The following is a 20,818-nucleotide window of genomic DNA, read 5'->3' as shown; positions in this document are numbered from 1 at the left end:
CCTTTATTCGTCATTATCAAGATGTTCCCGGATCATCAGCAGGAACGGCTTACCAAAGCGCTCCAGCTTGCGATGCCCTACGCCGTTTACGCTCAGCATATCTGACGCGCTGACCGGCAACTGTTCCGCCATTTCAATCAGCGTGGCGTCATTAAACACCACGTAAGGCGGAATATTCTCTTCATCAGCTATCGCCTTGCGCAGCTTACGCAGCTTGGCAAACAGCTTGCGATCGTAGTTGCCGCCGTACACTTTTGGCGCACTGCTGCGGCTTTTCGCCGTCACGGTACGCGGTACCGCAAGCATCAGCGGTATTTCAGCGCGCAGTACCGGACGCGCGGCCTCGGTGAGCTGCAGCGCAGAGTGCATGGCGATATTTTGTGTCACCATGCCGAGGTGAATGAGCTGACGCAGTACGCTGATCCAGTGCTCCAGGCTCTGCTCGCGCCCCAGGCCATAGATCGGCAGTTTGTCGTGGCCGTTATCGCGAATACGCTGGCTGGCTGAGCCGCGCAATACTTCCACAATGTAGCTCATGCCAAAACGCTGGCCGGTACGGTAAATGCACGACAGCGCTTTCTGCCCGTCAACCAGCCCGTCATAGCGGCGGGGAGGATCGAGGCAGATATCACAGTTGCCGCAGGGCTGCTGACGCCCTTCGCCAAAGTAGTTCAGCAGTACCAGACGCCGGCAGGTTTGCGCTTCCGCAAACGCGCCCATCGCATTGAGCTTGTGACGCTCGATATCCTGCAGCGGCCCCGGGACTTTCTCTTCCAGGCATTTGCGTAGCCAGACCATATCCGCCGGATCGTAAAGCATCATCGCTTCAGCAGGCAGGCCATCGCGGCCGGCGCGGCCGGTCTCCTGATAGTAGGATTCGATGTTGCGCGGGATATCAAAATGCACCACAAAGCGTACGTTGGGTTTGTTGATCCCCATGCCAAACGCCACGGTAGCAACCACAATCTGCAGATCGTCGCGCTGAAACGCTTCCTGCACATGCGCGCGCTGTGCGCTGTCGATGCCGGCGTGATAGGCGCCCACGCTCAGACCACGGCTCTGCAGACGCGCGGCGGTATCTTCCACTTTTGCCCGGCTGTTGCAGTAGATAATGCCGCTTTTGCCGCGCTGCTCCTGTACGTAGCGCAGCAGCTGATCGGTGGGTTTAAACTTCTCCACCAGGGTATAGCGAATGTTAGGACGATCAAAGCTGCTGACCTGAATCAGCGGATCGCGCATCTGCAGCAAATGAACAATGTCGTTACGCGTGGTTTCATCGGCCGTGGCGGTCAGCGCCATCACCGGCAACTGCGGAAAGCGCTGCCTCAGCTGCCCGAGTGCGCCATACTCCGGCCGGAAGTCATGCCCCCACTGCGAAATACAGTGCGCTTCATCGACGGCCAGCATCACCGGATTCCAGTGCTGCAGCCCCTCGAGGAAGTTGTCCATCATCAACCGTTCCGGAGCGATGTAGAGCAGTTTGAGCTTCCCGGTACGGCAATCGGCAAAAACCTGCTGCTGCTGTTCGCGCGTCTGCGTCGAGTTAAGACACGCCGCCGCCACGCCGTTGGCCAGCAGCTGATCAACCTGATCTTTCATCAGTGAAATCAGCGGGGAGACCACCAGTGTCAGCCCGTCCTGCACCAGCGCCGGGATCTGATAACAGATCGATTTGCCGCCGCCGGTCGGCATGACGACCAGACAGTCGCGCCCCGAGAGCGCTGACTCGATAATGGATTGCTGACCCGGACGAAACTGCTGATAGCCGAAGGTGTCATGTAACACCTGCTGCGCCAGCGTTTCCTGATTGTGCACTGCCGAAATTGCCACGGTAATCCTGTTTTACTGATTAGAACAGATCGTTAAGCGTTACGCCCACGCCTAAACGGGTCTGACGGTGGTTATAGTCGATAAGCGATTCGCCATAGCCGCTGAACAGCTGCGTATAAAAGCGAACGTGTTCAGTGAGAGGATAGCTCCAGGCGAAGGTTGCGCCGCCGTAGCCGCTGTTCCAGTTATAGTTGCCTTCCACGCTGAAAATGCTGTCGCCCATCATATAGCCGAGCTTCGCGCGGTAATAACCCATGTATTTGGTAATGTCCGGGTTATCGTCATTGCTGGCGCTTTCCGGCAGACGATACCAGGGCTTGATCTCCGCAAGGAAGTTGCCGTTTTCTGCCATCAGGCGGGCGTAAAGGCGGTTCCAGCTGCGGGAAGTGGGATCGCTGCGACCATTGGACTGATGATTAACGCCCAGCTCCACATCGCGCAGCGTCCAGCCTGCCAGTGAGTAGTCCGTTGCCCAGCCCAGAAACAGCTGTGGCTCATAGTTCGTTTCGCGGAAGGGTGACGACGCGCCGCGATTCGACAGCTGCCACCATGAACGCTGAGTATACGAGGCGGCCAGTACTGAGTTATCACCTAAAATGCCGCGCCACAGCGGAAACGCCAGGCTGAGCTGGAATTTTACTTCATCTTTTTTCGCTTTGTCTGCCCAGTTGTAAGAGGAAATCGCCTCTTTATTCATGTCGCTGGTGTAGGTGTAAAGCAGGTAGTTGTTTTCATAGGGGTAAAGCACAAACGGATTGTCATGCTTTTCCAGCAGATTTGCGATCACGCTCCCCTTCACCGCAGGTGCGTCGTGAATATTTTTAATCGTGGCTTCATCTGCCTGCGCCAGTGCAGGAACGGTTAATGCCGAGGCCAGCATGACGTATTGCTTACGCATAGTGTTCTCCAGTGCGCTGCGTGGGAAGGTTTTCAGGGCGGTGGTACAAAAAGCAGGCCATTCTACACGCAAAGCGGGGCGTTGATCAGCGCCGATTTCTGAAACTGGAAAGCAGCGCGGGAGCAGCATAATATACACAACTTCTTAACATCTTAAGGCCGTAACTATGTCATCTCCGATGCTGACTCAGCAGGACGCACGCCAGCTGATTGGTGAAATTTTTGTTTATCATATGCCGTTTAATCAGGCGCTGGGCCTGGAACTGGAACACCTTGATGCTGATACGGTCCGGCTGGCATTTGCCAATAAAACCATGCTGGTAGGCAACGCCGCACAGCAAATCCTGCATGGCGGCGTGATTGCCTCAGTACTGGATGTTACCGCCGGGCTGGTTTGCGTCAGCCATGCGCTGACGCGGCAGGAGAGCATCAGCGAAGAGGAGCTGCGGCAGCGGCTGGCGCGAATGGGCACTATCGATCTGCGGGTTGATTATCTGCGCCCGGGCCGCGGCGAGCGTTTTATCGCTACCGGCACTCTGCTGCGTGCCGGTAATAAAGTCGCCGTGGCGCGCGTTGAACTGCATAATGAGCAGCACGATTATATCGCTACGGCCACCGCCACCTACCTGATTGGTTAACCCACGCAGCGCAACCGGTGCGCCGCCTTATGGACAATACAATGGACAGCCAGCAAACGCGGGAGGGCATTTTTTATGCGCTCGGCGCTTATTTTATCTGGGGCGTTGCTCCGGCCTACTTCAAACTGGTCAGGGCAGTGCCGCCCGCCGAAATCATGACCCATCGGGTGATCTGGTCCGTGCTGTTTATGCTGATCCTGATCACGCTGAGCCGCAGCTGGAAGCAGGTGCGCCAGGTGGCCGCTCAGCCGAAAAAAGTTCTGCTGCTGGCGCTGACCGCCGTCACCGTCGGCGGCAACTGGCTGCTGTTTATCTGGGCGGTCAATAATCAGCATATGCTGGAGGCGAGCCTCGGCTACTTTATCAATCCGCTGATTAATGTGGTGTTGGGTATGCTATTTCTGCGTGAGCGCTTTCGCCGTCTGCAGTGGCTGGCGGTTGTGCTGGCGGCGGCGGGCGTACTGGTGCAGCTGTGGCAGTTTGGCTCGCTGCCGGTAATTGCGCTGGGGCTGGCGCTGAGCTTTGCGCTGTATGGTCTGGTGCGGAAAAAGATCCAGGTTGATGCACAAAGCGGCATGCTGATCGAGACGCTGTGGCTGTTCCCGCTGGCGGCGATCTATCTGTTTGGTATTGCCGACAGCGCGACCAGTCATCTCAGCGCCAATCCGCTCAGCCTCAATCTGATGCTGGTGACCGCCGGCGTGCTGACCACCATTCCGCTGATGCTGTTTGCCGCAGCCTGCGCGCGTCTGCGCCTCTCAACCGTGGGCTTTTTCCAGTATCTTGGCCCGACGCTAATGTTTCTGCTGGCGGTACTGTTTTATGGCGAGCGCCTCACCCCCGATAAGCTGGTCACCTTTGGCTTTATCTGGCTGGCGCTGGCGGTGTTTATTTTTGACGCCGTACTCTTCTCAGCCCGCACGCGGATGCGCAAAGCGTGAGATAAAGCGCGCCAGTGCCGGGCCGGTGAGCAGAATGGTAAACAGACGCAGCGTCTGCAGCGCCATCACAAACGCCATATCGACCCGGCTGCCGACTGCGATAATAGCGACGGTATCCAGCCCGCCCGGGCTGGTAGCCAGATAGGCGGTCATCAGGTCAATATGCAGTACCCGTGTCAGCATCCATGCCAGCGCCGCACACAGCACCATCAGCCCGAGGATTGAGGCGAGCATCTGCGGCAGCGTCCGCAGCGCCAGCAGGAAAATCGGGCGCGTAAAGCGCAGTCCGACGCTCCAGCCAATCAGCGCATAGGCCAGCGCCAGCAGCCACTCCGGCACCTGCAACGTCGCGATTTCGCTCCCCTGCAGCGTGGCACCAATCAGCGCCGGCAGCAGCAGCGCACCGGAGGGGATCCGCAGGCGCTGCCCGAGCCAGGCACCGGCGATCGTCACCACCAGCGTCAGCAAAAAACCGTAATCAAGCGCCGGAAACCAGATCACCCCGGTCGCACCGCCGCTGGTATCCAGACCAATACGCGCCACTACCGCCGCCGCCGTGGCGACGAACAGCACGCGCAGATACTGCATAAACGCGACCAGACGCACGTCAGCCCCGAAATCCCCTGCCATCGCCACCATCGCCGAGGCGCCGCCGGGCGACGATCCCCAGGCACCGGTAGGCCCTGGCAGGTTACTGAAGCGCACCAGCAGAAAACCTGAGAGACCGCTGGCGGCCAGCGTGAGGATCAGTACCGCCAGCACCACCGGCCAGTCGTTTAATAATGGGGTCAGTATGGCGGGCGACAGGCTCTGAGCGATCATGCAGCCCAGCACCGCCTGCGCCAGAATAAACAGCCGTTTATCGATACGCAGCGTTGCGCCGCTGAGTCCCATCACGGTTCCGGTGATCATCGGGCCAAGCAGCAGCGCAGCGGGCAAGTGAAGCAGCTGAAGAGCAACGCCCAGCGTCAGCGACGCAATCACCAGCAGCATCCATTGTAAGCGGAAAGAGTAGTGTGACATGAGCAGGATCAGACAAAGATAAGAGTTCAACAGGTTACGCAGGTTGCGCCCCCGGAGCCAGCGCAAATCGTTTTTTAATCAGCAGGCGGGTGCGATGTTTGACCAGGGCGCCATTAATGGCGCCCCTACAGAAACACAGGGGGCGCATTTATGCGTCCCTGCCGTCAGACGGATGCGGTGTTCGGCCAGGGCGCCATTAATGGCACCCCTACAGAAATGTAGGGGGCGCATTTATGCGCCCCTGGCGTCAGACGGGTGCGGTGTTCAACCAGGGCGCCATGAATGGCGCCCCTACAGAAACACAGGGGGCGCATTTATGCGCCCCTGCCGTCAGACGGATGCGGTGTTCGGCCAGGGCGCCATTAATGGCGTCATCAGACGGGCACAATTATTCAGCCAGGGCGCCATGAATGGCGTCATCAGACGCGTGCGATATTCAACCAGGGCGCCATGAATGGCGCCCCTACAAAAATGTAGGGGGCGCATTTATGCGCCCCTGGCGTCAGGCGGGTACGGTATTCAGCCAGGGCGCCATGAATGGCATTATCAGACGGGTGCGGTGTTCGACCAGGGCGCCATTAATGGCGCCCCTACGTTCCTGTAGGGGGCGCATTTATGCGCCCCTGGCGTCAGACGGATACGGTATTCAACCAGGGCGCCATGAATGGCGCCCCTACAGAAATGTAGGGGGCGCATTTATGCGCCCCTGGCGTCAGACGGATACGGTGTTCAACCAGGGCGCCATTAATGGCGTCATCAGGCGGATGCGATATTCAGCCAGGGCGCCATGAATGGCGCCCCTACAGGAATACAGGGGGCGCATTTATGCGCCCCTGGCGTCAGACGGGTGCGGTGTTCAACCAGGGCGCCATGAATGGCACCCCACGATCACAGCCAGTTTTTGCGTTTGAAATAGAGATAAGGTGCCAGGCCTGCCAGCATCATCAGGCAGATTGCGCCAGGATAGCCGAAGCTCCATTTTAGCTCAGGCATAAACTCAAAGTTCATACCATAGCTGGAAGCCACCAGCGTTGGCGGCAGGAACACCACCGAGACCACCGAGAAGATCTTGATAATGCGGTTCTGTTCGATATTGATAAAGCCCATCGCCGCCTGCATCAGAAAGTTGACCTTCTGGAACAGGGATTCATTGTGCGGCAGCAGCGATTCAATATCGCGCAGGATCTCACGTGCCTGCTCCAGCTGGTTACCTGGCAGGCGCGCCTTACGCACAAGGAAATTGAGCGCACGCTGCGTATCCATCAGGCAGAGACGGACTTTCCAGCCGATATCTTCCAGCTCGGCGAGACGCGACAGCGCCTCGTCATACTCTTCACCCTGCTGGCCTTCCATAATCACGCGGCTCAACTTCTCCAGCGCGCTATAGATATTTTCAATCTCATCCGCCAGCTGCTCAATTTTGGTCTCGAACAGATCCAGCAGCAGCTCGTAAGCGTTGCCGTCGGTCAGCTGCTGATTGCGGGCGCGCATGCGGTAAAGGCGAAAGGCTGGCAGCTCGCGCTCGCGCAGCGTATAGAGGCGATCTTCGCGGATTGTAAAGGCCACGGTGGAGTTGCCGGCGTGATCTTCAGCATCCTCAAAGAAAAAGAACGAGTGGATATGCAGGCCATCTTCATCTTCAAAGAAGCGCGCCGAGGCTTCAATATCCTCCAGCTCCGGACGCGTTGCCAGGCTCTGTCCCAGCTCTGACTGCACGCGCTCGCGCTCGCTGTCATCCGGCTCGATGAGATCGACCCATACCGACGTGTTGAGTTTATCGTTGTTGTCTTCCAGCTCGATGCGCGTCAGGCGATCGCGCTCGAGTTTAAATGCGCTCAGCATAGCAATACTCCCCATTGCAGACCAAATGGGACAGGGCGGTGCCCGTCACGTCCGAAACGTAACGGACACGGCAAAGCCTTAACGCGGAAACTTTCGCTTCAGGGTGTGATCAGTGCTGACTCATGCGACGGATAAGCAAAGGAGGTCGCGGATAACCTTTAAGGCTACCTGCGTAAAGAGGTAGCCTTAGATATTCCTGCTAAACAGGATGTTGAGCCAGCATCGACTGGGCGCGTCCAAGGCATTGTCCTCTCATGATAATAGTGCGCGCATGTTACGCTGAGACGAAAAAGTCGTCAAGGTAGCGCAGCCGCGCTACATCGCCTCCAGCCGCGCATACGCGGCGACCAGCCACTTAATGCCCTGCCCCTGGAAAGCGACCTGCAGGCGACTGTGCTCGCCGCTGCCTTCCAGATTAATAATGGTGCCTTCGCCAAACTTCGCGTGGCGCACCCGCTGACCCAGGGTAAAGCCGCTGTCGCTTTTGCTGGTGGGCGTGCCCATGCGCTGATGGCTGACCGGACGGCTGACGCTGGCGCGCAGGCGCACTTCCTCCACGCACTCTTCCGGCAGTTCGCCAATAAAGCGCGACGGGCGATGATAGACTTCCTTGCCGTAAAGCCGCCGCGTCTCGGCGTAGGTGAGCGTCAGCTTGACCATCGCCCGGGTGACGCCAACATAGGCCAGCCGCCGCTCCTCCTCCAGACGCCCGCCCTCATCCAGCGACATCTGGCTCGGGAACATGCCCTCTTCCATGCCGACAATAAAGACCTGAGTAAACTCCAGCCCTTTTGCCGAGTGTAGCGTCATCAGCTGTACGGCATCCTGCCATTTATCCGCCTGACCTTCGCCCGCCTCCAGCGCGGCGTGCGATAAAAACGCCTGCAGCGGCATCAAATCTTCATCTTCATCCTGATAGCTGAACTGGCGGGTGGCCGTGACCAGCTCCTCTAAGTTCTCGATACGCGCCTGGCCTTTTTCGCCTTTTTCCTGCTCATACATCAGCCACAGACCGGAATCTTTAATCACGCGATCGGTCTGCACATGCAGCGGCATCTCTGCGGTTTCATGCGCCAGCGCATCAACCAGTTCGCAGAAGCGCTGCAGTGCCGACGCCGCCCGGCCCGCCAGGGCCCGGTTCTGCAGCAGTTCCCGCGTAGCCTGCCACAGCGTCAGCTGTTTTTCGCGCGCCGTCTGCCGTACCACATCCAGCGTTCTGTCGCCCACGCCGCGCGTCGGCGTATTGACCACGCGTTCAAACGCGGCGTCGTCGTTGCGGTTGGCGATCAGGCGCAGATAGGCGAGCGCATCTTTGATCTCCTGGCGTTCAAAGAAGCGCATACCGCCATAAATACGGTAGGGCATGCTGGCCTGCAGCAGCGCCTCTTCCAGCACGCGCGACTGGGCGTTACTGCGATAGAGAATCGCGCAATCCTGCAGCGCATTGCCGTTCTCATGCCAGGTTTTAATGCGGTTAACCACAAAGCGCGCTTCATCCAGCTCGTTAAACGCGCAGTAGATTGAAATCTTTTCGCCGTCGCTGCCGTCGGTCCAGAGCTCTTTTCCAAGCCGCCCGCTGTTGTTGGCGATCAGGGCATTGGCAGATTTCAGGATATGGTTGGTGGAGCGGTAGTTCTGCTCCAGGCGGATAGTTTCCGCCCCGGGAAAGTCCTGCAGGAAGCGCTGGATATTTTCAACCTGCGCGCCGCGCCAGCCGTAGATGGACTGATCGTCATCGCCGACAATAATTACCCGGCTGCTGTCGCCCGCCAGCATGCGGATCCACGCATACTGAATGTTGTTGGTGTCCTGAAACTCATCGACCAGAATATTGCTAAAGCGCTCGCGATAATGATTCAGGATCTGAGGCTTATGCAGCCACAGCTCATGCGCGCGCAGCAGCAGCTCGGCAAAATCGACCAGGCCGGCGCGATCGCACGCCTCCTGATAGGCCTGATAAATACGCAGCCACGTCTGCTCAACCGGATTGTTGTAGCTTTCGATATGTTTTGGCCGCAGGCCCTCATCTTTCTTACCGTTGATGTACCACATGCCCTGCCGTGCCGGCCACTGCTTATCATCCAGATTCATTGACTTAATCAGACGCTTCAGCAGCCGCAGCTGATCTTCGCTGTCGAGGATCTGAAAATCCTGCGGCAGTCCGGCATCCAGATGGTGCGCCCGCAGCAGGCGATGCGCCAGGCCATGGAATGTGCCAATCCACATGCCGCCCTGTCCGCTGCCAATCAGCTGATCGATACGATGACGCATCTCAGCCGCCGCTTTATTGGTGAAGGTGACCGCCATGATGGAGTATGGCGAGCAGTTCTCCACCGACAGCAGCCAGGCGATGCGGTGCACCAGCACACGGGTTTTGCCGCTGCCTGCTCCGGCCAGCACCAGCAGATTGCTGCGCGGTGCGGCAACCGCCTCACGCTGTTTGTCATTCAAGCCGTCGAGCAGATCAGAAACGTCCATAAGCACCGTTTTTAAAGAATAGAGTTGCGTACCCTGAGTCATTCGTCCTGCAGCGATGCTGCAGATCTCTGAATGGTCGCGCGCTTACGCAGGTAAGTCGCCAGAGTGAACCGGCACAGCCCGTAAAGCCGTGCGCCGGAGGATACGACTGGATAAATTTACAGCCATTATAGCAGTGAGGTCAGGGATGCCAACCGATGAATTTCAACGTGCGGCAGCAGACGGGCGTCATCAATCTGCATCAGATTGCCGCTGTTCAGGTTGATCCAGCACGCCTGCAGGCCGGCGCGCAGCGCGCCTGCAACATCGGTGGTCAGGTCATCGCCAACGTGCAGGATTGCCTCCGGCGCAATAGCAAGCCGCTCCGCCGCGAGATGATACATATCCTGCCACGGCTTGGCGCGACCGTGCGGACCGGCGCGCAGCGTAAACTGAAAGTAGTGCTGAATACCGAGCTTTTCCGGATCGGCATTGCCGTTAGTAATGGCCACCAGCGGCACGCGCTCGCCGAGCCAGCACAGCGTCTGGTGCGTCTCTTCCGGCATCACAACCTGACTGCGCCAGTGGTGAAAGGTGCGCATCACCTCTCCTGCGCCCGCGGCAGCGTCGGCGGCCGGCAGGCCAATATTCAGTAACGCCAGCTCCACCGAACGGCGGCGCCACTCTGAGACGTCATGATAAATATCGGGTTCGCGCGCCAGCAGCTCATCACGCAGCTGCTGATAATCGGCCGGTGTGAATTCACGCAGCGCCGGGTGAAACGCCTGCAGCGCCGCATGCGTCTCCTGCGCGGTCTTACGGATCACCGGGCGGTTGTCATACAGCGTATCATCCAGATCGAAGGTCAGCGCCTTAACCGGATGCAGGGAGCGGTAAAACTTCATTCTGATTTTCCTCGTTTGGCACGCGGATGCGCGGCATCGTAGACCGAGGCCAGATGCTGGAAATCGAGATGGGTATAAATCTGGGTGGTCGAGAGATTGGCATGCCCGAGCAGCTCCTGTACCGCGCGCAGATCGCCGCTTGACTCCAGCAGGTGCGTGGCAAATGAGTGGCGCAGCTTATGCGGATGAATATGGCTGGCCACGCCCTGCTTGATGCCCCACTCGGCAAACCGCTTCTGCACGTTGCGCGCGGAAATCCGGCTGCCGCGTGAAGAGACAAACAGCGCATCATCCTGCGGAGCAAAGCTGTCGCGCAGCGCCAGCCAGTGCTGCAGCCAGGTCACCGCCGTTGCGCCAACCGGCACGCGCCGCTCTTTACTGCCTTTACCCAGCACCTGAACTTCGCCGGACTCCGCATCGAGATCGCGGCAGTTGATCCCGACCAGCTCGCTGAGACGCAGGCCGCCGCCATACATGGTTTCAAGCATTGCGCGATCGCGCACCGCCAGCGGATCATTAAGGTCAATCTCCAGCAGCTGCGTGACTTCATCCACGTCCATATTTTTTGGCAGATGGCGGGCGTTACGCGGCGTGGCGATACCTTTCGCCGGATTTGCGCTCAGCATGCCCTGGCTGACCTGCCAGTCGAGAAAGCTGCGCAGGGCAGACATCCGCAGCGCCAGACTGCTCGCCTGCAGGCCATCGCGCCGGCTGCGCGCCGCCAGACTGCGCACCTGCGCCGGCTCCAGCTTTGACCATTCGGTTAACTGCATGCTTTCCGCGAGAGTCACAAGCGCCAGCAGCTGGCGACGATAGTTTTTCTGCGTCAGCGGGCTGAGCTGACGTTCAACCTGCAGGTAGCGCAGAAAGGCGTCGACCGCGGGCAGCAGCGTACTCATACGCGCTCGATCCAGCGCGCCAGCAGCGCCGGCAGCATCTGGGCCAGGTGCTGCAGTAAGAGTGTCCCCATGCCGGCCTGATAGTGCTGATTATCGCGGCTGCTGAAGATGACGACGCCCGCTTCACCCCGCTCGCCCAGCAGCGACATCGCAACCGAGCCGACCGCTTTCGCCTGCGGCAGCAGCAGCAGCAGCTCCGGCCCGTTCAGGCTGCCAAGATAGTGCTGCTGCTGACCAAAACGCTGAATACGCAGCGGCTCAAACGCCTGTCGCGCCAGACCCAGCTGGATAAAATCAGAGGGTGCGCCGAGGCGCCATTGATCGCTGAACAGCCGCACATTGGCGCCCGCCAGACCCAGCTCGCGCGCCCAGCGCTGCAGGCGGTTCAGCATCTCCTGCAGGCTGTCAGCGGCGGCGAGATGTCCCTGCAGCGCCAGCAGGCGATCGAAGAGCTGATGATTGGCGTTGGCCTGTTCCATCAGCAGCGTGATCTCCTCTTCCAGCTGACGGATGTGGTTGCGCTGGCGCGCCATATGCCACTCTACCAGCGAGACGCTGCCGCGCACCGCGTGCGGCACCGCCATCTGTTCAACCTGACGTGCGTTGCGGATAAAAAAATCGGGGTTCTGCTGCAGATAAGCGCTGACGGCGCGATCGTTGAGCTGCACCGCGCTGTCAGTCTGCTCTTCCGGGTATTTCATAAATGGATAAATCCGTCATAAACGTGGGTGGCGGGTCCGGTCATATATAGCGGCTGTCCGGCCCCCTTCCAGGCGATATGCAGCGTCCCGCCGGGCAGATCGACACGCACTTTTTCTGCCAGCAGCCCCTGCTGAATACCACAGGCTACCGCTGCACAGGCGCCGCTGCCGCACGCCTGGGTTTCGCCGGCTCCGCGCTCATAAACGCGCAGGCGTACGTGCTCACGGCTGACCACTTCCATAAAGCCGACGTTAACGCGTTCCGGGAAGCGCTCGTGACTCTCCAGCGCCGGCCCCAGCGTCTCAACGGCTGCAGTTATCACGCTCTCCACCTGAATCACACAGTGCGGATTACCCATTGAGACGGCACCAAACATCACGGTCTGCTCAGCGACGCGCTGCAGATAGAGATTCTCCGCCTTGTTAGCGCGCAGCGGCACACGCTGCGGATCAAAATCAGGCTCGCCCATATTGACCCGTACCAGCTCATCGCTGGTCACGCTCAGCACCATACGTCCGGTTTGAGTGCTGACGCGAATGTCACTTTTATTGGTCAGCCCTTTGAGGCGCACAAAGCGGGCGAAACAGCGCGCGCCGTTGCCACACTGCGCCACTTCACTGCCGTCAGCGTTAAATATGCGATAGTGAAAGTCGAGATCCGGATCGTAGGGTGGCTCTACGATCAGCAGCTGATCAAAGCCGATCCCCAGATGCCGATCCGCCAGGCGGCGAATCAATTCCGGCGAAAAAAAGACGTTTTGTGTCACTGCATCCACGACCATAAAGTCGTTGCCGAGACCGTGCATTTTCGAGAACTGCATTTTCTGCTCCGCCGGATTACTCATTAAATTTAGTTTGACTGTACGCCTGATGAGCTGCCGGTGACCAGGCCCCCGGTATCCGCCTGCTGAGCGGCCTGCTGCTGCTGTTCTGTCGGCTTGTCGTTCTGCTGCGGCTTATCCGCGGGCGGGAAGTATAACGGGCCTTTCAGGCCGCAGCCTGCCAGGCTGACCAGCATCAGCGCCATGCCCAACTGGCTTATGACTCGTCTCATTTTATCTGCTCGTATTGTCCAATTCTCAGCTGCTTATCATCGCAGCTGATGGTGTAAAAGCAACAGGAAATATCGGACAGGGTGGCCGCGCAGGCTGGCTGAAAACCCGCGATCAGTGCACCTGATAACGCGGCATAAAATCGGCGTTGTCGTTATCCGGCGGGGTCGGGCAGAGCTGCGTCAGGGTCTGACTGCGGAACGGGATCACCTGAAAACGGTCGCCGGTGTTCACGATTTGATAAAACTGCGGCAGATTGAAATTGATAAAGCTTGAGCCGTAGGTAAAGCGATCGTGTGATGAAGAGTAGAAACGGCTGACGTCGCGCACCAGCTCCTCTTTACTGCCTTCGCAGTGGTGGTAAATCTCCACGCGATTGCTCTCATCGAGAATATAGATGTTGAATCCGCGATCGTCGCTGGTGTCTTCAAAGAAGAACTGAATAATGCCTTCGCTGGCGTAGCCGTTTACCACCGGCGGCAGCGGAGTCTGGTTCGATTCCACCTTAATCGATAACCCATGCAGCTTGTTGTTGGAAATCGCGCCGTAAAACTCTACCGCGTTCTCCAGCTTCTGCACCGAGACGCTCATGCGTTCAAAGAAGAGTCCCCAGGTCTGCCCCGCGACGCGAATCGCTTTGAAGCGGCCCGGCTCCTGCCGCGTACTCGACAGGCGCAGCTCAATGCACTCTGATACCAGCTGCTGTACCCGCGTGCGGATCAGGCCACGCAGATGCTGACTGTAGCAAAATACCTCAACCGTATCGGGCGGCGCCGCATCCTGATGCATCTTGCCCAGAATGGTTTTCAGCGCGTCAATCATCGCCTGTTCACCGCTGAAATGCAGGGTACGTACTTCATTCCACGAGTTGCGGTAGAGCAGATCGACGCTGCCAATCAGGCACTGCTGCTGCTGACCAAAGCTGAATACATCCAGCTTGCGGAAATCAAAGTGCACCACCTGGTTACGGAATGCCGCAGTGGGATCGTGCTCAAGATTGACAATAATCGCCAGATGGCGGATTTCGCACGGGCTGTAGAGCGCTTTTGGCGTAGGCGCCGGCAGGCGCAGCGGAAAGTGGCCGGAGACATCGCTGACCAGCTCCTGCAGACGCGCCAGGTCGCACAGCTCGTTACCTTTAATGTGCAGCCGCGTTTTCTGCGTCAGTAATCCGTTGAACCATGCCCACGCCACCAGCTTGTTCAGATAGCGGTTATATTCCAGCGGCTGATGGCTGATAATAGAACTCATATCCGGCGACTGATTATAGAGATACCAGCCTGGCCGGTTCGCGCGCCCGGCGGGCACGTGGATAAAGGTCAGATTCTCTTCTGACAGATCGGGTGATATTTGCGGGTTGACCAGCGTGACTTTACCCGGCAGCGCTTCAAAAGCGGCATACAGTTTACGCGTCAGTACGCCGATATCCTGCGGGCTGGCACTGACGCTTAAATTGTTCCGGCGCGCAAAGCGGATCAGATTACGATAGCTCTGCATCATCGCATCCAGCAGCTCATTATGCGCCTCGCGCACGCGCTCGATCTTCCACTCCGCCCGATTATCCAGAACGGCGAGTTTCGCTTCGTCCCAGCCCCAGGCTTTTACCAGCTGCAGCAGAATTTCGCGCCGCCAGCCGTTGCGGGCGTGCTGATCGTCACCGGAAAGCTTCTCGCACACTTTCAGATAGAAACAGCGCCGCACCAGATCGAGGCGGGCGTGATCTTCCACGCTGGTCAGATAGCGCGTGACCCGCTCCAGCATCATGCAGTAAGGATCCAGCCCGAAGCTGACGATCTCGCCTTCATGCAGACGCTGTCTGATATCCATCGCCAGCAGCTGCGTATTCGGATACTCCCAGCTGTACGCTTCCAGCAGCAGCGTTTTCAGCACCGCTTTATAAGGGGAGTCGATACTTTTATAGAGCTGCCACAGGCTGGCGCCAAAATACTCTTCTGCCGACAGCGTACCGAGGCCGCCTAAATCGAGCCATTCGTTCGGTGTCAGTACGCCCTGTGAATAGAGCGACATGACGTAATCGTCATAGTGATGCTCTTCCTCATTCGGCACCATATTCCACAGGATGCGCTTACCTGCCATACGCACCGCCGTGCGATAGAACTCATCGAGCAGCAAAATATGCTGGGTCGATCCGCAATCCTCACCGCCGAGGCTGCCGCTCTCGTTGTGACGAAAACGGTTTTCATCAATAAGGAAAAAGCTGACTTCCACACCCATTGACACACACCACTTCTGTAACAGCGTACACTTACGCTGCAGGGCCAGACGCTCTTCGTTATCAAGCCAGGAGTGGTGGCACACCCAGATATCCAGATCGGATGCGCTGTTCTGCCCGACCGACGAGGTGCTGCCCATCGAGTAGATAGCGGTAATTGGCCGTTCGCCCCCGGCCGCTGGCGTCAGGTCTGCCGCCGGTTTGCCGGTAACGGTATGCAGCAGCTGCTGTTGCTGTTCATCAGGCGTGAAGAAGCAGACGCCGTGTGGAACGTTACCTTCGAGGTAACCCGGCATCAGAGGATGATGATAGTGCAATAATGTTGGCAGCAGACTGTAGACGTGCTGGAAAGCAGGCCCCATGGCAGCCAGCGCGCGATCTACGCGCAGCTGGTTAATCGCATCCAGTCTCTGTTTAAGTGTCTCAATGTAGAGGTACAAGACGTTTCGCCTGATTGTCCCAGTGTTAAGCACCCTGCTTCCAGCGTTTGCCATTTTAATAATGAGGTATGCAGGCAAATTATTGCTGGAAACGTGATCAATCTAACACCAGAAGGATTGACCGTAAAGAAAGTTGCGCTACATGACAGTTTAGCATCTGCCGCAGAGCAACCCGCTTTTTTTGCGCCACGCCTGCTGAGGTATGGCGAGCCACAAATGAATAGTGCGGCCTTTTCAATCCGTTGAAACTGACAGCATTCCCCTATCGATGATAGGATAATCGATGAACGATCAAAATGGTTAACGGTATGTTAAACAAAATTTTCAGAATTGCTACCCGTCAAAGTCCTCTCGCACTCTGGCAGGCACAATATGTTCAGCAGCGCCTGATGGCAGCCCATCCGGGCCTGCAGGTAGAGCTGGTGCCGATGGTGACCAAAGGCGATGTTATTCTCGATACCCCGCTGGCAAAAGTGGGCGGCAAGGGTTTGTTCGTTAAAGAACTGGAACAGGCCATGCTGGAGAATCGCGCCGATCTGGCGGTGCATTCCATGAAAGATGTGCCGGTTAACTTTCCGGAAGGCCTGGGTCTGGTGACTATCTGCGAACGTGAAGATCCACGCGACGCTTTTGTCTCTAATCACTATAACGCTATCGATGAGCTGCCTCAGGGTGCAGTAGTTGGCACCTCCAGCCTGCGCCGCCAGTGTCAGCTGAGCGCACGCCGGCCTGACCTGATTATCCGTTCGCTGCGCGGCAATGTCGGCACCCGTCTCGGCAAGCTTGATGCGGGTGAATATGATGCCATTATTCTGGCCGCTGCCGGTCTGAAACGCCTTGGGCTGGAAGATCGCATTCGTCAGGCACTGCCTGCAGAGCTTTCACTGCCCGCCGTGGGACAGGGTGCCGTAGGCATTGAGTGCCGGCTTGATGACAGCGCATTAATTACGCTGCTGCAGGCGCTGAACCACCGTGAGACAGCAGTATGCGTGCGCGCTGAGCGCGCCATGAATACCCGGCTTGAGGGTGGATGTCAGGTGCCGATCGGCAGTTTTGCCGTACTGGAAGATGACCAGCTCTGGCTGCGCGGTCTGGTCGGTGCGCCCGACGGCAGCCAGATGGTAACCGGTGAACGCCGTGGCCCGCGTGAGCAGGCGGAGCAGATGGGCATTTCGCTGGCTGAAGAGCTGCTGAATAAGGGCGCGCGCGAAATTCTGCATGAGGTCTATCAGGGACAGCCGCCGGTATGACTATTCTCGTGACCCGTCCGGAACCGGCTGCCAGCGAGCTGGTTGCGCGCCTGCGCGGCCTGGGCAAGCTGGCGTGGGCGTTTCCGCTGATTGAATTTACGCCGGGTCGCGATTTAGCACAGTTACCGCAACAGCTGACGGCGCTGCGGCCGGGCGATCTGGTGTTTCTGCTGTCACAGCAGGTAGTGAATTTCGCCCATCCGGCGCTGCAGCACAGCCAGACAGCCTGGCCCGCTACCGCTGACTACTATGCGATTGGTCGCTCAACCGCGCTGGCGCTGCATACCGTCACAAATCTCAAAGTAGACTATCCTCATGCGCGGGAGACCAGCGAAGAGCTGGTTCGCCTGCAGCGCCTGCGGCAGGTCAGCGGCAAGCGCGCGCTGATCCTGCGCGGCACTCCCGGTCGGGAATTATTAGCTGAAACTCTCATCGAACGTGGCGCAGAAGTGCAATACTGTGAGTGCTATCAGCGCAATGAGAAGCACTACGACGGCGCTATTGAGGGTCGGCGCTGGCGCGACCGCGGGATTACCACGCTGGTGGTGACCAGCGGTGAAATGTTAAAACAACTCCATGCACTGTTTCCGCCAATCGATCGGCGGGAGTGGTTACTGCACTGTCGACTGGTGGTCGTCAGTGAACGTTTGGCTACCCAGGCCGCTGAAGCGGGCTGGCAGGAGATAGACGTAGCCGATGGTGCCGATAACGACGCGCTGCTGCGTGCGTTACGCTGAACTTAACAATGGGATGAGCCACAATGACGGAACACAAAGCTTCCTCCGCCATGGTTGAAGAAACTACCCCAGCGGACACTTCCCCGACGCCAGAAAACCAGCCGCCACGCGAAAAACAGCGCGATGGCCGGGTATTAAGCGCCGTGGCAATTGTGATTGCGCTGGCGATTGGCGCAGGCCTTTACCTCAACGGGAAACACCAGGCCGATGTACAGGCTCAGACTAACCAGCAGCTCAGCGAGCAGCTCAGCGCGCTGCAGCAGCAGCTTGGCAGCGACAAACGCCAGCTGACGCAGCAGCTGACTGACGCGGGCACTGCCCTGCAGGAAGCGCGCACGAAGCAGGATAACAGCGCAAAAGAGCTGGAAACGCTGCGCGAAAAAGTCGCCACTATCTCCGGTAATGACACCCGCACCTGGCTGCTGGCGCAGGCTGACTATCTGGTAAAACTGGCGGGCCGCAAACTCTGGAGCGATCAGGATGTCACCACGGCCGCTGCTCTGCTGAAAAGTGCCGATACCAGTCTGGCTGAGATGAACGATCCCAGCATGACCAACGTTCGTCGGGCGCTGACGCAGGATATCAGCTCACTTTCGGCCGTCAGCCAGGTCGACTACGACGGCATCATTCTCAAGCTGAATCAGCTCTCTAACGGCGTAGACAATCTGCGCCTGGCGGACAACGACAACGACGATGCGCCAATGGATAGCGACGGCGGCGAACTCTCCGGCTCGCTGCACGAATGGCGGCAGAATCTGGTGAAGAGCTGGCATAATTTTATGGATGATTTCATTACCATCCGCCGCCGTGATAATACCGCTCAGCCGCTTCTGGCGCCTAATCAGGACGTCTATCTGCGTGAGAATATCCGCTCCCGTCTGCTGGTGGCTGCGCAGGCGGTACCGCGTCATCAGGAGGAGATTTATAAACAGTCGCTGGATGCGGTATCGAGCTGGGTACGCGCCTGGTATGACACCAACGATGCGGCGACCCGGGCGTTTCTTGCACAGCTGGACGAACTGAGCCAGCAAACCATCTCAATGGATGTGCCGGATTCGCTGGAAAGTCAGCCGCTGCTGGAAAAACTGATGCAAACGCGCGTGCGCAATCTGCTGGCGCAGCCATCGGTTGCGGCTGAACAACAGGGAGGCTGACCATGCTAAAAGTACTGGTACTTTTCCTGCTGTTGCTGGCTGGCGTCGTGCTGGGCCCGATGGTAGCCGGGCATCAGGGTTATGTGCTGATCCAGACTGATAACTGGAATATTGAGACCAGCGTGAACGGGCTGGGGATCATCCTGGTCCTGAGCCTGCTGGTGATTCTGCTGGCAGAGTGGATCCTGCGTCGTCTGTTCCGCACCGGCGTCCGTACGCGCGGCTGGTTCACCGGCCGCAAGCGTCGCAGCGCGCAGCGTCATACGCAGCATGCGCTGATGAAGCTGGCTGAAGGTGACTATCAGCAGGCAGAGAAGCTGCTGGCGAAGAATGCCGATCACGCCGATCAGCCGGTAGCAAACTATCTGCTTGCGGCTGAAGCGGCACAGCAGCGCGGCGATGAAACCCGTGCTAATCAGCATCTGGAACGCGCTTCTGAACTGGCAGAGAACAATACTATCCCGGTGGAGATCACCCGGGTCCGGCTGCAGCTGGCGCGCAACGAAGATCATGCGGCGCGTCACGGTGTTGACCGTCTGCTGGAAGTTGCGCCGCGCCATCCGGAAGTGCTGCGTCTGGCGGAGCAGGCCTATATTCGTACCGGTGCCTGGGGTGCCCTGCTGGATATTCTGCCGGCGATGCAAAAGGCCAAAATTAACGATGATGCGCAGCGTCATGCGCTGCAGCAGCAGGCGTGGCTGGGGCTGATGAACCAGGCGATGGCCGATCAGGGTAGCGAGGGCCTGAAGCGCTGGTGGCAGAGTCAGAGCCGCAAAACGCGGCAGGAGACTGCGCTGCAGGTCGCCATGAGTGAGCATCTGATCGAGTGCAACGATCCCGACACGGCTCAGGATATCGTGCTGGACGGTCTGAAAAAGCAGTATGACGATCGGCTGGTGCTGCTGATGCCGCGCATTAAAAGCGGCAATCCTGATGCGCTGGAGAAAGCGCTGCGTCAGCAGATCAAACAGCATGGGGCAACGCCAATGCTGCACAGCACGCTGGGGCAGCTGCTGATGCGCCACGGCGAGTGGCAACAGGCGGCCGATGCGTTTGAGCAGGCGCTGGCGCAGCGTCCTGATGCGTTTGATTATGCCTGGCTGGCGGATGTCTACGATCGCCTGCAGCGTCCGGAGGATGCGGCCAGCATGCGCCGCGAGGGCCTGCTGCTGACGCTGAAGAACAATCCGGCAACCTGATTTATGCTTGTTGTTTGTCTGCCGGGCTTGTCCCGGCTTTTTTTTGCCTGAACCGTGCCATCCCCGCCGTAAGCAGATAAAAAAACACCTGCCAGAAGCAGGTGTAAGATCAGGTCGTAAGACAACTGATGGTATCCGACTCAACGTAATGTCCGTCTAACTACAGTAGCGCACAGCGTTACTGCCAGGCTGGACAACGGATACCGTAAGGGGCTCTGCATCATTCCCAGGTTTATGTCGCCTGAGCGGACATAAGAGGTGGAATGAGCATCTACGACAGGAAGTATTGCACAAGATGTGCCAGATTGGCATTTTTCTTAAAAAGCTTTTCTGGTTCAGAGAGTTAACGCTGCTGTTCTCTTATCTTAAAAGCGACATGCCGCAGGCAGTATGCCATTGTGGTCATTTCCGTCGCAAAACAACGACAAATAGTTCTCTTATGGAACAAATTCAATTTATTCAAAGCGTTATCTGTCGCAAAAATACGACAAAAACTGTAGCGGTCGAATGGCGGGTTTAAACCAGGGCGCCATTAATGGCGCCCCTACGGTTTGGTGGGGGCCGCGCATCGTATCGCGGATTTTTTGCAGGGGTCGCATTTATGCGACCCTGGCCGCAGA

Annotated in this window: 18 protein-coding genes; 6 read left to right on the top strand and 12 right to left on the bottom strand. The window is 58.1% G+C overall.

Going from position 1 to position 20,818, the window contains the following annotated elements; all coding sequences use genetic code 11:
* Positions 1–3 precede the first annotated feature (3 nt).
* On the bottom strand, positions 4–1,830 hold the full coding sequence (gene recQ / locus FS690_RS14055) for an ATP-dependent DNA helicase RecQ (RefSeq protein WP_039381770.1): 1,827 nt from the start codon (positions 1,828–1,830) through the stop codon (positions 4–6).
* A gap of 19 nt (positions 1,831–1,849) precedes the next feature.
* Positions 1,850–2,728: a phospholipase A gene (pldA, locus tag FS690_RS14050; protein WP_145339803.1), complete on the bottom strand. Its 879-nt coding sequence runs from the start codon at positions 2,726–2,728 to the stop codon at positions 1,850–1,852.
* A 166-nt stretch (positions 2,729–2,894) separates the two neighbouring features.
* Here pldA and FS690_RS14045 point away from each other — a divergent pair, with 166 nt between their 5' ends.
* Positions 2,895–3,365: a thioesterase family protein gene (locus FS690_RS14045; protein ID WP_039381765.1), complete on the top strand. Its 471-nt coding sequence runs from the start codon at positions 2,895–2,897 to the stop codon at positions 3,363–3,365.
* Positions 3,366–3,406: 41 nt separating this feature from the next.
* Positions 3,407–4,306 carry an EamA family transporter RarD gene (gene rarD, locus FS690_RS14040; protein WP_104085853.1) on the top strand — a complete coding sequence of 300 codons (900 nt, stop codon included), beginning with the start codon at positions 3,407–3,409 and terminating at the stop codon, positions 4,304–4,306.
* On the opposite strand, the gene FS690_RS14035 is transcribed toward rarD, so the two are convergent.
* The 10 genes from FS690_RS14035 to FS690_RS13995 form a co-directional block, all read right to left on the bottom strand.
* Positions 4,277–5,329: an AbrB family transcriptional regulator gene (locus FS690_RS14035; protein ID WP_145339802.1), complete on the bottom strand. Its 1,053-nt coding sequence runs from the start codon at positions 5,327–5,329 to the stop codon at positions 4,277–4,279. The two genes, rarD and FS690_RS14035, sit on opposite strands and share 30 nt — an antisense overlap.
* Positions 5,330–6,217: 888 nt before the next feature.
* Complete coding sequence (gene corA, locus FS690_RS14030) at positions 6,218–7,171, bottom strand: magnesium/cobalt transporter CorA (RefSeq protein ID WP_039381760.1); 954 nt, start codon at positions 7,169–7,171, stop codon at positions 6,218–6,220.
* A 186-nt stretch (positions 7,172–7,357) separates the two neighbouring features.
* Positions 7,358–7,411 carry a YsgD/CorL family protein gene (gene ysgD / locus FS690_RS18665; protein ID WP_349919670.1) on the bottom strand — a complete coding sequence of 18 codons (54 nt, stop codon included), beginning with the start codon at positions 7,409–7,411 and terminating at the stop codon, positions 7,358–7,360.
* A gap of 75 nt (positions 7,412–7,486) precedes the next feature.
* On the bottom strand, positions 7,487–9,649 hold the full coding sequence (gene uvrD, locus FS690_RS14025; RefSeq protein ID WP_039385680.1) for a DNA helicase II: 2,163 nt from the start codon (positions 9,647–9,649) through the stop codon (positions 7,487–7,489).
* A gap of 167 nt (positions 9,650–9,816) precedes the next feature.
* Positions 9,817–10,533 carry a 5-amino-6-(5-phospho-D-ribitylamino)uracil phosphatase YigB gene (yigB, locus tag FS690_RS14020; protein WP_145339801.1) on the bottom strand — a complete coding sequence of 239 codons (717 nt, stop codon included), beginning with the start codon at positions 10,531–10,533 and terminating at the stop codon, positions 9,817–9,819.
* Complete coding sequence (gene xerC, locus FS690_RS14015; RefSeq protein ID WP_108570304.1) at positions 10,530–11,432, bottom strand: tyrosine recombinase XerC; 903 nt, start codon at positions 11,430–11,432, stop codon at positions 10,530–10,532. The genes yigB and xerC overlap by 4 nt, the downstream gene beginning before the upstream one ends.
* Complete coding sequence (locus FS690_RS14010) at positions 11,429–12,133, bottom strand: DUF484 domain-containing protein (protein WP_145339800.1); 705 nt, start codon at positions 12,131–12,133, stop codon at positions 11,429–11,431. The genes xerC and FS690_RS14010 overlap by 4 nt, the downstream gene beginning before the upstream one ends.
* Positions 12,130–12,954 (bottom strand): diaminopimelate epimerase, encoded by an 825-nt coding sequence (gene dapF, locus FS690_RS14005; RefSeq protein ID WP_039385679.1) that lies wholly within the window; start codon positions 12,952–12,954, stop codon positions 12,130–12,132. Before dapF ends, FS690_RS14010 begins: the two co-directional genes overlap by 4 nt.
* A gap of 29 nt (positions 12,955–12,983) precedes the next feature.
* Positions 12,984–13,187: a lipoprotein gene (locus FS690_RS14000; protein ID WP_039381747.1), complete on the bottom strand. Its 204-nt coding sequence runs from the start codon at positions 13,185–13,187 to the stop codon at positions 12,984–12,986.
* Between the two features lie 112 nt (positions 13,188–13,299).
* Entirely contained in the window at positions 13,300–15,858 is a 2,559-nt protein-coding gene (locus tag FS690_RS13995) for a class I adenylate cyclase (RefSeq protein WP_104085856.1), read from the bottom strand.
* A gap of 308 nt (positions 15,859–16,166) precedes the next feature.
* Between FS690_RS13995 and hemC the strand changes: the two genes are divergently transcribed.
* From hemC to hemY, 4 genes are read left to right on the top strand one after another with little or no spacing between them, the layout of a single operon-like run.
* Positions 16,167–17,108 (top strand): hydroxymethylbilane synthase, encoded by a 942-nt coding sequence (gene hemC, locus FS690_RS13990; RefSeq protein WP_145339799.1) that lies wholly within the window; start codon positions 16,167–16,169, stop codon positions 17,106–17,108.
* The gene (gene hemD / locus FS690_RS13985; RefSeq protein WP_145339798.1) at positions 17,105–17,845 is read left to right on the top strand and encodes a uroporphyrinogen-III synthase; all 741 of its coding nucleotides are present in this window, start codon (positions 17,105–17,107) and stop codon (positions 17,843–17,845) included. The genes hemC and hemD overlap by 4 nt, the downstream gene beginning before the upstream one ends.
* A gap of 23 nt (positions 17,846–17,868) precedes the next feature.
* Positions 17,869–18,999, top strand: coding sequence for a uroporphyrinogen-III C-methyltransferase (hemX, locus tag FS690_RS13980; protein ID WP_039381739.1), 1,131 nt, complete (start codon positions 17,869–17,871; stop codon positions 18,997–18,999).
* A 2-nt stretch (positions 19,000–19,001) separates the two neighbouring features.
* On the top strand, positions 19,002–20,198 hold the full coding sequence (gene hemY / locus FS690_RS13975; protein WP_145339797.1) for a protoheme IX biogenesis protein HemY: 1,197 nt from the start codon (positions 19,002–19,004) through the stop codon (positions 20,196–20,198).
* Positions 20,199–20,818: the final 620 nt, after the last annotated feature.

Source organism: Pantoea sp. PSNIH1 (assembly GCF_007680655.1).
In the GTDB taxonomy this organism is placed as follows: domain Bacteria; phylum Pseudomonadota; class Gammaproteobacteria; order Enterobacterales; family Enterobacteriaceae; genus Pantoea; species Pantoea eucrina.
The sequence above is the reverse complement of the archived record's forward strand: the minus strand, read 5'-3'. Positions and strand labels throughout refer to the sequence as shown.